The organism is Salipiger sp. PrR007, from assembly GCF_010499845.1.
In the GTDB taxonomy this organism is placed as follows: Bacteria; Pseudomonadota; Alphaproteobacteria; order Rhodobacterales; family Rhodobacteraceae; genus Salipiger; species Salipiger pacificus_A.
In genome coordinates, this window is the sequence record NZ_JAAGOZ010000061.1 from 90,343 (window position 1) to 102,548 (window position 12,206).

The 12,206-nt window shown below is 66.2% G+C and carries 16 protein-coding genes; 7 read left to right on the forward strand and 9 right to left on the reverse strand.

Annotation, left to right across the window (positions count from 1 at the left end):
* Positions 1 to 95: 95 nt before the first annotated feature.
* From def (G0Q01_RS21325) to def (G0Q01_RS21335), 3 genes are read right to left on the reverse strand one after another with little or no spacing between them, the layout of a single operon-like run.
* Complete coding sequence (def, locus tag G0Q01_RS21325) at positions 96 to 590, reverse strand: peptide deformylase (protein ID WP_164213845.1); 495 nt, start codon at positions 588 to 590, stop codon at positions 96 to 98.
* Entirely contained in the window at positions 587 to 1,099 is a 513-nt protein-coding gene (gene def, locus G0Q01_RS21330; RefSeq protein ID WP_164197619.1) for a peptide deformylase, read from the reverse strand. Before def (G0Q01_RS21330) ends, def (G0Q01_RS21325) begins: the two co-directional genes overlap by 4 nt.
* A complete protein-coding gene (def, locus tag G0Q01_RS21335; protein ID WP_108964396.1) occupies positions 1,096 to 1,617 on the reverse strand; it encodes a peptide deformylase in 522 nt (173 codons plus the stop codon). The genes def (G0Q01_RS21330) and def (G0Q01_RS21335) overlap by 4 nt, the downstream gene beginning before the upstream one ends.
* Positions 1,618 to 1,748: 131 nt before the next feature.
* On the opposite strand from def (G0Q01_RS21335), the gene G0Q01_RS21340 reads away from it, so the two are divergent.
* On the forward strand, positions 1,749 to 2,927 hold the full coding sequence (locus G0Q01_RS21340) for a MalY/PatB family protein (protein WP_164197620.1): 1,179 nt from the start codon (positions 1,749 to 1,751) through the stop codon (positions 2,925 to 2,927).
* A gap of 124 nt (positions 2,928 to 3,051) precedes the next feature.
* On the opposite strand, the gene G0Q01_RS21345 is transcribed toward G0Q01_RS21340, so the two are convergent.
* From G0Q01_RS21345 to G0Q01_RS21370, 6 genes are all read right to left on the reverse strand, one after another.
* A complete protein-coding gene (locus G0Q01_RS21345) occupies positions 3,052 to 3,675 on the reverse strand; it encodes a trimeric intracellular cation channel family protein (protein WP_164213846.1) in 624 nt (207 codons plus the stop codon).
* Between the two features lie 4 nt (positions 3,676 to 3,679).
* On the reverse strand, positions 3,680 to 4,132 hold the full coding sequence (rnhA, locus tag G0Q01_RS21350; RefSeq protein WP_108964393.1) for a ribonuclease HI: 453 nt from the start codon (positions 4,130 to 4,132) through the stop codon (positions 3,680 to 3,682).
* A gap of 69 nt (positions 4,133 to 4,201) precedes the next feature.
* Positions 4,202 to 4,654, reverse strand: coding sequence for a DUF3429 domain-containing protein (locus tag G0Q01_RS21355; RefSeq protein WP_164197622.1), 453 nt, complete (start codon positions 4,652 to 4,654; stop codon positions 4,202 to 4,204).
* Positions 4,655 to 4,776: 122 nt separating this feature from the next.
* Entirely contained in the window at positions 4,777 to 5,727 is a 951-nt protein-coding gene (gene ispH / locus G0Q01_RS21360) for a 4-hydroxy-3-methylbut-2-enyl diphosphate reductase (RefSeq protein ID WP_164197623.1), read from the reverse strand.
* Between the two features lie 68 nt (positions 5,728 to 5,795).
* Positions 5,796 to 6,236, reverse strand: coding sequence for a YqaA family protein (locus G0Q01_RS21365; RefSeq protein WP_164197624.1), 441 nt, complete (start codon positions 6,234 to 6,236; stop codon positions 5,796 to 5,798).
* Positions 6,237 to 6,290: 54 nt separating this feature from the next.
* Positions 6,291 to 6,863 carry an NYN domain-containing protein gene (locus G0Q01_RS21370; protein ID WP_092427755.1) on the reverse strand — a complete coding sequence of 191 codons (573 nt, stop codon included), beginning with the start codon at positions 6,861 to 6,863 and terminating at the stop codon, positions 6,291 to 6,293.
* A 134-nt stretch (positions 6,864 to 6,997) separates the two neighbouring features.
* On the opposite strand from G0Q01_RS21370, the gene folK reads away from it, so the two are divergent.
* The 6 genes from folK to acpS all read left to right on the forward strand — a co-directional run bounded on the left by folK (position 6,998) and on the right by acpS (position 12,124).
* The gene (gene folK / locus G0Q01_RS21375; RefSeq protein WP_164197729.1) at positions 6,998 to 7,564 is read left to right on the forward strand and encodes a 2-amino-4-hydroxy-6-hydroxymethyldihydropteridine diphosphokinase; all 567 of its coding nucleotides are present in this window, start codon (positions 6,998 to 7,000) and stop codon (positions 7,562 to 7,564) included.
* A 110-nt stretch (positions 7,565 to 7,674) separates the two neighbouring features.
* Positions 7,675 to 8,028 (forward strand): DNA-directed RNA polymerase subunit omega, encoded by a 354-nt coding sequence (gene rpoZ, locus G0Q01_RS21380; protein ID WP_095883970.1) that lies wholly within the window; start codon positions 7,675 to 7,677, stop codon positions 8,026 to 8,028.
* A gap of 40 nt (positions 8,029 to 8,068) precedes the next feature.
* Positions 8,069 to 10,207, forward strand: coding sequence for a bifunctional (p)ppGpp synthetase/guanosine-3',5'-bis(diphosphate) 3'-pyrophosphohydrolase (locus G0Q01_RS21385; protein WP_108964389.1), 2,139 nt, complete (start codon positions 8,069 to 8,071; stop codon positions 10,205 to 10,207).
* A gap of 21 nt (positions 10,208 to 10,228) precedes the next feature.
* Complete coding sequence (locus G0Q01_RS21390; RefSeq protein WP_108964388.1) at positions 10,229 to 10,882, forward strand: DUF2062 domain-containing protein; 654 nt, start codon at positions 10,229 to 10,231, stop codon at positions 10,880 to 10,882.
* Positions 10,883 to 10,926: 44 nt separating this feature from the next.
* Positions 10,927 to 11,679 (forward strand): pyridoxine 5'-phosphate synthase, encoded by a 753-nt coding sequence (locus G0Q01_RS21395; protein WP_164197625.1) that lies wholly within the window; start codon positions 10,927 to 10,929, stop codon positions 11,677 to 11,679.
* Positions 11,680 to 11,704: 25 nt separating this feature from the next.
* A complete protein-coding gene (gene acpS, locus G0Q01_RS21400) occupies positions 11,705 to 12,124 on the forward strand; it encodes a holo-ACP synthase (protein ID WP_108964386.1) in 420 nt (139 codons plus the stop codon).
* Positions 12,125 to 12,206: the final 82 nt, after the last annotated feature.

The window sequence follows — 12,206 nt, forward strand, 5'->3', positions numbered from 1 at the left end:
TAACGGCTCGCCCGACAGCGCCCGCCCCTTCTTCACTTTGACAAATACGCAAATTCCGCCCTCGCCGCCAGCGCAGCCTCGGACAAGGGCGTGCGTCAGCCGCGCTTCTTGGAGCGGCGGATCAGCATGTCGCGCTTCACCTTACCGAGATGATCGAAATACATCTTGCCGTTCAGGTGATCGACCTGGTGCTGCACCGAAGTCGCCCAGAGCCCGACGAAGTCCTGCTCCTGCATCTCGCCCTCGGCGTTCATGAAGCGCACGGTCACGCCGCGCGGGCGCTCGATCTTGGCCCAGACGCCGGGCAGGTTCGGGCTCGCCTCTTCATGGCTGTTCATCTTCACCGAGGCGTGCAGGATCTCGGGGTTGGCCATGCGGATCGCCTTGCCGCGCTCCTCCGAGGCATCGACCACGGCGAGCCGCAGCATCACCCCGATCTGAGGTGCAGCAAGGCCAACGCCGGGCATCGCCTCCATCGTGTCGATCATGTCGTCCCAGACGCGGCGAATCTCGTCGGTGATCGCCTCGACCGGCGCGCCGGGCGTGCGCAGGCGCTTGTCGGGCCAGGGAATGCAGGGGCGTGCGGTCATTGGCAGCTTCCTTGCGCCAGCGCCTCGTAGTCGGCGACCAGCGCGCTACGCGCCTCGGCGTCGAGGCGGTCAAAATGCACCAGACCGTCCAGATGGTCGTACTCGTGCTGCGCGACGATCGCCTCGGCACCCGCCAGATCGACCTCCTGCACCTCGCCGGTGAGATCGGTATAGGCCAGGCGGATGCGGGCGTGACGCGCGACCTGCGCGGTGACACCGGGGATCGACAGGCAGCCCTCCGGGCCAGTCACCCGCTCGTCCGAGGCCCAGGTGATCTCGGGGTTGATGCAGGCGCGCGGCGTCATCTCGCCGTCCTTCCAGCCCGCGTCCATGACGAAGACCCGCACCATTGCGCCCACCTGCGGCGCGGCGAGGCCGCGGCCGGGGGCATCGTACATGGTCTCGAAAAGATCGCTGACCAGCCCGGCCACATCGGTCACCGAGCCGACCTCGGCGCAGCGCTGCGACAGACGCGGGTCGGGCCAGCGCAGGATCGGCAGCAGGCTCAAATCCGTGCCCTCTCGCGCTTCAGCTTGACCATCTTGCGGGTGATCATCTGGCGCTTGAGCGGCTTGAGGTAGTCGATGAAGAGCTTGCCGTCGAGGTGGTCGATCTCGTGCTGCACGCAGGTCGCCCAGAGACCGTCGAACTCTTCCTTCTGCAGCTTCCCGTCGCGGTCCAGCCATTCGACTTCGACAATCTTCGGCCGCTCGACCTCGGCATATTGCTCGGGGATCGACAGGCAGCCTTCCTCGTAGACGTTGCGTTCGTCCGAGCTGGCGATCACCCGCGGGTTGAACATCACCAGCGGGCGCGGCGTGTCGCCGTCATCGGGGCGCGTGCAATCGAGCACGATCAGCCGTTCCAGCACGCCGATCTGCGGCGCCGCCAGCCCGATGCCCGGCGCGTCATACATAGTCTCGAGCATGTCGTCAGCCAGCACGCGCAGCTCGTCCGACAGGTCGGGCACCGGCGCACAGAGCTTCTTCAGCCGCGGATCGGGGTGGATGAGGATGGGGCGTTTCATGCGCTTCACTTAGGCAAATGCGCGTGAGCGCGCAAGATGCCCGCGCCCCCGCCCCTTGCACTCGGGCGCCAAGCCGCTAGCGTCCGCAGCAGCATTCCGGCAGTTCCAGAGCAGAAAGTGACAGTGAGACCATGAAAGACCTCTTCGACCAACCGATCGACCGCCGCGGCACCGGCTCGGCCAAGTGGGACCTCATGGAGAAGCTCTTCGGCGTGCCGCAGGAGGACGGTCTGGCGATGTGGACCGCCGATTCCGATTATCCCACCGCACCCTGCGTGCGTGACGCGCTGCAGGCGCAGGTCGATCTGGGCGTCTTCGGGTATTTCTCGGCGATGGGGCTCTACACCAGCGCGGTGCAATGGTGGATGAAAGAGCGCCACGGCTGGCACATCGAGCAGGAGTGGATCGTGCCGGTGCACGGGCTGGGCAACGGCGTGGCCATGTGCCTCGACGTTTACACCGCCCCGGGCGACCACGTGGCGATCTTCTCGCCGGTCTACCACGAGTTCGCCGCCAAGATCCGCCGCGCCGACCGCGTGGTCACCGAATGCCCGCTGAAGCGCGAGGGCGACCGCTACGAACTCGACCTCGAGGACGCGCAGGCGCGGCTTACCGGCAAGGAGACCATGCTGATCTGGTGCTCGCCGCAGAACCCCTCGGGCCGGATCTGGACCGCGGACGAGCTGCGCGCAGTTGCCGAGTTTGCCAAGCGCAACAACCTGATGCTGTTGTCGGACGAGGTGCACCACGATCTCGTCTACAAGGGCGAGACCTTCGTGCCGATGGCCGTGGCGGCCCCTGAAAGCGAAGACCGTCTGATCACCCTCACCGCCGCGTCGAAGACCTTCAACATCGCGGGCCAGCGCGTCGGGGCGCTGACCATCAGCGACGCCGGGCTGCGCCAGCGGATGGAGCACCGCCTGACCGCGCTCGACAGCAAGCCCAACGCGCTCGGCCTGATCATGACCGCGGCCGCCTATTCGCCCGAGGGCGCGGAATGGGTCGACGCGCAGATCGCCCATCTCGAGGGCAACCGGGCGCTCTTTGACGAAATGGTCAACGCCATCCCCGGCCTGCGCTCGATGCCGCTGCAGGCGACCTATCTCGCCTGGGTGGACTTCTCGGGCACCGGCATGGACTTCGAGGAGGTCAACGCGCGGGTGCGTGATATCGCCAAGATCGCCGTCAGCCCCGGCCCCTCCTTCGGCACCGGCGGCGAGACCTTCCTGCGGATCAACCTTGCCGCGCCCCGCGCCACCATCGCCGAGGCCGGAAGCCGCCTGCAGAAGGCCTTCGCCGACCTGCAGTGACCCGGATCGGCTGCGGGCGCCGCAGGCGCCGCGCCCCCAGCCGTCTTGATTCCTTCCCTTCTTCTCTTTGAAACTACGCCCGGGGCGCACAAGGGGCAGCGCCCCTCGCCCTACAGGGCGACCGTCAGGCCCGCGGCGGGCGCGACTTGTAGACCGGGATGCCCCAGCCAAAGGCCAGGGCCGAGGCGCGCAGGGCAAAGGTCACCCCGGCGCAGACCAGCGCCGCCGAGAAGGGCGTCAGGCCCAGCCAGCCAGCCGCCAGCAGCGCCAGCGCGCCGCAGAGCGCGCAGGTGGCATAGGGCTCGCCCTGCTTGAGCAGCAGCGGCACCTCGTTGGCCACCACGTCGCGCATCAGCCCGCCGAGGCAGCCCGTCATCACCCCCATCACCAGCACCACGCCCCAGGCCGCGCCCTCGGCCTGCGCGATGGAGCTGCCCGCGGCCACCGCCACCGAAAGCGCCGCGGCATCGAGCCAAAGGATCGCCTTGGCCCGGCTCTCCAGCCGGTGCGCGGTGAAGAAGACCAGCAACGCGGCGGCGCAGGCGATGGCGAGATAGGTGGGCTCGGCGATCCAGAACACCGGGTGGCGGTCGAGCAGCAGATCGCGCGTGGTGCCGCCGCCGACGGCGGTCAGGCAGGCGAGAAAGGCAAAGCCCACCACATCGAGCTGCGACCGGCTGGCGACGAGCGCCCCGGTGAGCGCGAAGATCAGCACCGAAGCATAGTCGAGCAAGACCAGCGGCGACATGGCGTCAGCCCTTGAAGGGCGCCATGCCCGCCCGCGCCAGCTCGTCCGCGCGCTCGTTCTCGGGATGGCCGGCGTGGCCCTTGACCCATTCCCAGGTGACGTCGTGGCGCTTCTGCGCCTCGTCCAGCCGCTGCCAGAGCTCGGCATTCTTCACCGGCTTCTTGGCGGCGGTCTTCCAGCCGTTGCGCTTCCAGCCGTGGATCCAGCCGGTAACGCCGTTCTTCACGTAGGCGCTATCGGTGACGACGGTAATCCTCGACGGGCGCGACAGCGCCTCGAGCGCGCTGATCGCCGCCATCAATTCCATGCGGTTGTTGGTGGTCTCCGCCTCGCCGCCCTTGAGCTCGCGCTCCTTGGCGACGGTCTCGCCCTCCATCGCGCGCATGAGAACGCCCCAGCCACCGGGGCCGGGATTACCGGAGCAGGCTCCGTCGGTATATGCATATAGGTCAGCCATGGGCGAGCACGCTAAGCCATGGCTCGGAGGTGCCGTCAAGCCCGAGCGGCGACGCCCGGCACGCGTCGCTCACAGGAAGGCCTCGACCGACAGGCAGGCGACGACCGCGGCGGTCAGCGGCACGCGCAGCGCCAGCCACCAACGCGGAGTCAGCCCCCAGAGCTGGAAGAAGGCGTCGAGCAGCAGCAGGCCGAGGAAGCCGAAGACGAGGTTCGTCGCCGCCGCCACCGGCCCGCCGCCCACCATGAAAAAGGCCCAGAGCGCGGGCAGCACCGACAGCGCGTAGGCCGTCGCCGCCTTGGCACCGCCAGCCTTGGTCGCGAAGCCCCAGAGCACGCCCGACATGAAGCCGAGGATCACCGTGCCGTACGAGAGCTGCAGGTAGGGCGCAACGAAGCGGCTGCCGAGATGGGCCAGCGACCAATCGTAGAGCGCGCCGTTGAAATGCGTGGCCACCGACCAGAGGAAAGGCAGCAGGCCGGCGAGCGCGAGGATCAGCGGGGCGCGGGGCACGGAACTCATGCGCGGCTCCGCGAATGGGTTGGGCGGGGCATGGTCTCTCCTTCGGCGGGTGCTTGCGCCGCAAGGTTTCCGATTGGCCGCCCGCTGTCAACGCCGCGCACGGAACGCGCGGTGCGGAAGTGTCAGGCCGGCACGCGCAGCACGCGCGGCACCTTGAACTCGACGTTCTCCTGCGCGGTCTCGACCTTCTCGACGGTCATGTCGTAGCGCGCGCCGAAGGCGGCAACCACCTCGTCGATCAGCACCTCGGGGGCCGAGGCTCCGGCGGTCACGCCCACCGCGCGGATGCCCTCGAGCGCGCGCCAGTCGATGTCCTCGGCGCGTTGGACCAGCTGGGCGTAGCTGCAGCCCGCCTTGCGCGCCACCTCGACCAGCCGCTTGGAGTTCGAGGAATTTGGCGCCCCCACGACCAACAGCGCGTCGCAACCGGGGGCGATCGCCTTCACCGCCTCCTGGCGGTTGGTGGTGGCGTAGCAGATGTCTTCCTTGTGCGGACCGACGATGGCGGGGAAGCGGGCGCGCAGCGCCGCAACGATGTCCACCGTGTCGTCGACCGACAGCGTGGTCTGGGTGACGAAGGCAAGACGTTCGGGATCACGAACCTCGACCTCGGCCACATCCGCGACGGTCTCGACCAGCCGCACTTCGCCCTCGGGGAGCTGCCCCATGGTGCCGACGGTCTCCGGGTGCCCCTCGTGGCCGATCATGATCATCTGCAGGCCGTTGTCGTGGTGACGGGCGGCCTCGATGTGCACCTTCGAAACCAAGGGGCAGGTGGCATCGACGTAGACCATCTCGCGCCGCGCCGCCTCGGCGGGCACCGCCTTGGGCACGCCGTGGGCGGAAAAGATCACCGGACGGTCGGGCGGGCAGTCCTCGAGTTCCTCGACAAAGACCGCGCCCTTGTCACGCAGCCCGTCGACGACGAACTTGTTGTGCACGATCTCGTGCCGCACGTAGACCGGCGCGCCCCATTTCTCGAGCGCCATCTCGACGATCTTGATCGCCCGGTCGACGCCGGCGCAGAACCCGCGCGGCGCGGCGAGATAGAGGGTGAGAGGGGCTTTGGTCATGGCTTTGGTCACCGGTGCGTCTCCTGTTGTCCCAGACCTAGTGGCTCTGCGGGCGCGGGTCCAGAGGCTCAGCCCAGGGTCGCAGCGGTCAACCAGGCCAGTATGATATAACGCCCGGTCTTTGCCACGGCGACAAGCAGCACGAAGAGCCAGAGCGGGGTGCGCATGATTCCCGCGACCACGGTGAAGCCATCGCCCAGCGGTGCCCAGCTCAGCAGCAGCGACCAGATACCCCATTTGGCGTACCAGCGCTGCGCCCGCTCGAGCTGAGCCTCGGTGACGGGAAACCAGCGACGATGGCGGAAATGCTCGAGCCCGGCGCCAAGCGCGTAATTGACCACAGAGCCGAGCGTGTTGCCGATGCTCGCCACGAGCACCAGTGCCCAGATCGGCAGGTTCGAGCCGAGTTGTAAGCCGACGAAGATAAGTTCCGACTGGAACGGCAGGATTGTCGCGGCTCCGAAAGCCGCGACGAAGAGGCCGCCGTAACTGGCAGCCTCACCTAGCATGATCGGCGGACCTCATCCCCATAAGATCCGCCAGTCTTGGAAGGCACCAAGGGATCAGTTCCCGTTGGCGACCTCGAAATTGCGCTCCGCCTGTTGTTCACGCGGAGGGCGGCCGATCACTTCGCGCAGCTCGTCGAGCTCGATGAAGTTGTCGGCCTGGCGGCGCAGCTCGTCCGCGATCATCGGCGGCTGGCTGCGGATCGTCGAGACGACCGAGACCCTAACGCCTTGACGCTGCAGGCTTTCGATCAGCGGCCGGAAGTCCCCATCCCCAGAGAACAGCACGATGTGATCGACGCGCGGCGCCAGTTCCATGGCATCGACGGTCAGCTCGATGTCCATGTTTCCCTTCACCTTACGGCGGCCCTGCGCGTCGGTATATTCCTTCGCGGGCTTGGTCACCATGGTGAAGCCGTTGTAGTGCAGCCAGTCCACGAGCGGGCGGATCGGCGAGTATTCGTCATTTTCGAGAAGTGCCGTGTAATAGAATGCGCGCACCATCTTGCCGCGACGCACGAATTCTTGTCTGAGCAGCTTGTAGTCGATGTCGAAGCCGAGGGCTTTGGCGGCTGCGTACAGGTTCGACCCGTCGATGAACAGCGCCAACCGTTCGTCCTTGTAAAACATCAAATGTCCTTTCGAGCAATCAGGGCGCCGGATCCGTGAGTGGAAAAAATGGAATAAAGGGGCACCCGCCTTGAGAGTAAGCGTTTCAGGCAGCTTTTCAAGCAGCGCAATATATGCAGAAGGATAGTGTAAGGATGGGTTTACCTAAGAGTTTCCTGATTGCCCTGGGGTCAAACCTGCCTTCGGAGGTCGGCACCCCGCTACAAACTCTGGAGGCCGCACTGGCGGCGCTCGCGCGCGAGGGATATTCCGTAGAGAAGGTCAGCAGGTTCTACGCAACACCTTGTTTTCCTGCGGGACTCGGACCCGATTACTGCAACGCCTGCGCGATGCTGGACGGCCCTTCGGATCCCGCTTTGTTGCTTGCTGCGCTGCACCGGGTGGAGGCACAGTTCGGCCGCGAAAGAGAGCGCCGCTGGGGCAGCCGGACGCTCGACCTCGATCTTCTCGCCGCTGGCGAAACTGTGATGCCGAATGAGGCAGCCCAGACGCGCTGGCGGACCCTTGCCATGGAGAAGCAAACCGAGGTGTCGCCGCCCGAGCTGATTCTTCCGCATCCGCGGTTGCAGGACCGGGCATTTGTCCTTGTTCCCCTTTGCGATATTGCCGCTGATTGGCGTCACCCGCTCCTCGGGCGCACCGCGCGCGAACTGTGCGACGCACTGCCCGAGCAGGCCCGCGCCGAGGTCGTCCCAATGTGATCGAAGGAGTGACTGACGGGCGGCGATGGAACGCCGCGTTTGCGCTTGTCAATCCAGAAGCATCGCGGTAGGAGTCTCATTTCTTACGGTCAACCGAAGGTGAAACGCTCATGGCCCGCGTCACGGTAGAAGACTGCGTCGACAAGGTTCCCAACCGCTTCGAGCTGGTGATGCTCGCGTCCCATCGGGCGCGCGAAGTGGCTTCGGGTGCGCCGATCACCGTCGATCGCGACAACGACAAGAACCCGGTGGTCGCCCTGCGCGAAATCGCCGAGGAAACCCAGTCCGCCGACGAGCTGCGCGAGCGCCTGATCGAGTCGCACCAGACCCAGATCGAGGTCGACGAGCCCGAAGAGGACAGCATGGCGCTTCTCATGGGTGCCGAGCAGGACAAGCCCGCAGACGACGACATGTCGGAAGAGAAGCTCCTGCGCGCCCTGATGGAAGCGCAAGGAGAGAGCTGAGAGGCTCGCTTGTAGCGGGCCAGCGTAAGGATGGGCGCCCATGATCGCGGCGGAAGACCTTGTTGCCCTGGTCCGCAACTACAACCCGAAGACCAACGAGAAGCTGATCCGCGAGGCCTATGATTACGGCCTGCGGATGCATGAGGGGCAGTATCGCCATTCGGGCGAGCTGTACTTCACCCATCCCGTTGCGGTTGCCGCGATCCTGACCGAGCAGCAACTGGATGACGCAACCATCGTCACCGCCCTGCTGCACGACACGATCGAGGACACCCGCGCCTCGTACCAGGATGTCGCGGACCGGTTCGGAACCGAGGTGGCGGATCTGGTCGACGGGGTCACCAAGCTGACCAACCTGCAGCTCTCCTCGTCCGAGACCAAGCAGGCCGAAAACTTCCGCAAGCTCTTCATGGCGATGTCCCGCGACTTGCGGGTGATTCTGGTGAAGCTCGCCGACCGACTGCACAATATGCGCACGATCAAGGCCATGCGCCCTGAGAAGCAGGTGCAGAAGGCGCGCGAGACCATGGACATCTACGCGCCGCTGGCCGGCCGCATGGGCATGCAGTGGATGCGCGAAGAACTCGAGGACCTGGCCTTCCGGGTGCTCAACCCCGAGGGGCGCGCCTCGATCATCCGCCGCTTCATCAACCTGCAGAAGGAAGCCGGCGACGTGATCCACCGGATCACCGGCGACATGCGGCAAGAGCTGGAAGAGGCGCAGATCGAGGCCGAGGTCTTCGGCCGCGCCAAGAAGCCCTATTCGATCTGGCGCAAGATGCAGGAAAAGGGCATGGGCTTCTCGCGCCTTTCGGACATCTACGGTTTCCGGGTGATCACCCGCTCCGAGATGGATTGCTACCGCGCACTCGGGGTAATCCACCAGCGCTGGCGCTCGGTCCCCGGTCGCTTCAAGGACTACATCAGCCAGCCGAAATCCAACGGCTACCGCTCGATCCACACCACCGTCTCGGGCCGCGACGGCAAGCGCGTCGAGGTGCAGATCCGCACCCGGCAGATGCACGACGTGGCCGAGACCGGCGTTGCCGCGCATTGGTCCTACCGGGATGGCGTGCGCTCCGAGAACCCCTTTGCCGTCGATCCCGCCAAGTGGATCTCCTCGCTCACCGAACAGTTTGATGCCGAGGAGGATCACGACGAGTTCCTCGAGGCGGTGAAGCTCGAGATGTATTCGGACAAGGTGTTCTGCTTCACGCCCAAGGGCGACGTGGTGAAGCTGCCGCGCGGCGCCACGCCGCTCGATTACGCCTATGCCATCCACACCCGCATCGGCTCGGCTTGCGTCGGCGCCAAGGTCGACGGCATCCGCGTGCCGCTCTGGACCCGGCTGAAAAATGGCCAGTCGGTCGAGATCATCACCGCCGAGGGGCAGACCCCGCAGGCAACTTGGCTCGACATCGCCACCACCGGCAAGGCACGCAGCGCCATCCGCCGCGCCCTGCGCGAGGCCGGTCGTGGCCGCTTCATCAAGCTCGGACAGGAACTGGCGCGCTCCGCCTTCGAACACGTCGGCAAGAAATCCACCGACAAAGTGCTGGAAAAGGCGGCCAAGACGCTCCGACTCGAGGGGGCGGACGAAGTGCTCGCCCGCCTTGGTAGCGCGGAATTGACCACCCGCGAGGTGGTGCACGCGGTCTATCCCGACCTTACGCCGTCCGACGCCCATGAGGTCGAGATGCAGCGCGCGGTGATCGGCCTCGAGCCAGGCACCGGCTTCACCCGGGCGCGCTGCTGTCAGCCGCTGCCGGGCGAGCGGATCGTCGGCATTACCAAGCGCGGCAAGGGCGTCTTCGTACATGCCATCGACTGCGAAGCTTTGGCCAAATACGAGGAACAGCCCGAGCGCTGGGTTGACCTGCACTGGGCCGAGGGCACGCACCCCGCGGCCTATGACATGAGCCTTGACCTCACGGTCGGCAACGATGCCGGGGTGTTGGGGCGCATTTGCACCTTGATCGGCGAGCGCGGGGCCAATATCTCGGACCTGCACTTCATCGACCGGAAACCGGATTTCTTCAGACTCCAGATAGACGTGGAACTGAGAGACGCCGAGCACCTCCATTCGGTGATGTCTGCACTCGAAGCCGAAAGCGACGTGGCCTCGGTCAGCCGTCACCGCGATACCTCCCTGGCGGCCGTGCCTGCCGCTGCGGAATAGAGACAAAGGGGAAAGGCGCCATTGGTCTTCAAGCGGCGCGACAAACGGCCAGTCTGGAGGGCCGTGCTCGAATTCTTCTGGCCGCGTGGCGGCTGGGGGCGCGCCGCCCGTTATGTCCAATATCGCCTGCACCGGCTTCCCGATTCGCCTGAGACGATCGCCCGTGGCATCTTTGCCGGGGTCTTCACCACCTTCACCCCGCTCTATGGGCTACATTTCGTGGTGGCCGCCGCGCTCGCCTGGCTGGTGCGGGGCAATATCCTAGCCTCGTTGCTCGGCACCTTCTTCGGCAACCCGCTGACCTACGTTCCGATCGGCATTGTCTCGCTGGAACTGGGGTATTTCCTGCTCGGCATCGACCGCCGCTCGCCGCATCACGCCTCGCTGCTCGACAAGTTCGCCTACGCGGGCCAAGACCTCTGGCACAACGTCTGCGCGGTCTTCACCGGGGACCCGGCGGACTGGACCAACCTGCGGATCTTCTTTCACGAGGTCTTTTACCCCTACCTGATCGGCGGCATCCTTCCCGGCATCATTTCCGGGCTGGTGGCCTATTACCTTTCGGTGCCGGTGATCCGCGCCTACCAGAACCGCCGCCGCGGCGCGCTGAAGAAAAAGCTCGCTGCTTTGAAAAAGAAGCAGAAAGCGGCTGACGAGGGCGGCGCGCCGGACTAGGGTCCGGCGCGAAGAGACCCCTATCGTCGCCCGGAGGACACGCGATGACCCCCTATGCCGGCCGCCTGAGACTTGGCGTCAACATCGACCACGTCGCCACCGTGCGCAATGCCCGCGGCAGCGCCTATCCCGACCCCCTGCGCGCCGCCAGGATCGCCGAGGAGGCCGGGGCCGACGGCATCACCGCGCACCTGCGCGAAGACCGCCGCCACATCTCTGACGCCGACATCGACGGGCTGATGGGCGCGCTTTCGGTGCCGCTGAACTTCGAGATGGCCGCCACCGACGAGATGCAGGCCATCGCGCTGCGCCATAAGCCGCACGCGGTCTGCATCGTCCCCGAGAAGCGCGAGGAGCGCACCACCGAGGGCGGGCTCGAGGTGGCGCGCGAAGAGAACCGGCTGGCGCATTTCATCGCGCCCCTGCGCGAGGTGGGCTGCCGGGTGTCGATTTTCATCGCTCCCGACAAGCCGCAGATCGAGGCCGCGCATCGCATCGGCGCGCAGGTGATCGAGCTGCACACCGGCGCCTATTGCGACCTGCACGCCGAAGGCAGGTTCGACGAGCGCGACGCCGAGCTCGAACGCCTGCGCGAGATGGCCGCCTTCGCCCATGCGCTGGGGCTCGAGGTGCACGCCGGCCACGGGCTGACCTACGACACGGTGCAGCCCATCGCTGCCTTCCCCGAGGTCGTCGAGCTCAACATCGGCCATTTCCTCATCGGCGAGGCGATTTTCCTCGGGCTCGGCCCGGCGATCGCCGAGATGCGCCGCCTGATGGACGAGGCGCGGGCGTAACCGCCCGCGACCCCGGAGACCACGGATGATCCTCGGAATCGGCACCGACCTTGCGAATATCGAGCGCATCGAGGCGACACTCGCGCGCTTCGGTGACCGTTTCCGGAACCGCGTCTTCACCGAGACCGAGCAACGCAAGGCCGAGCGCCGCAAGGACGTGGCGGGCACCTATGCCAAACGCTGGGCGGCCAAGGAGGCCTGCTCCAAGGCGCTCGGCACCGGGCTGCGCATGGGCATTTCGTGGAAGGACATGGCGGTGAGCAACCTGCCGACGGGCCAGCCCGTCATGCAGGTGACCGGCTGGGCGAAGGAGCGGCTCGCGCTGATGACCCCGCCGGACCATGAGGCGATCATTCACGTGACGCTGACCGACGATCACCCCTGGGCGCAGGCCTTCGTGGTGATCGAGGCGAGACCGCTGAAAACCCCGATCACATCGGGGTAACGCCCGAGCAAAACCCTTCGACGAGTTTTGCAAATCTCTCCGAAGAGATTTGCCCGGCCTTTGCGCCGCCTTGACACTCTCC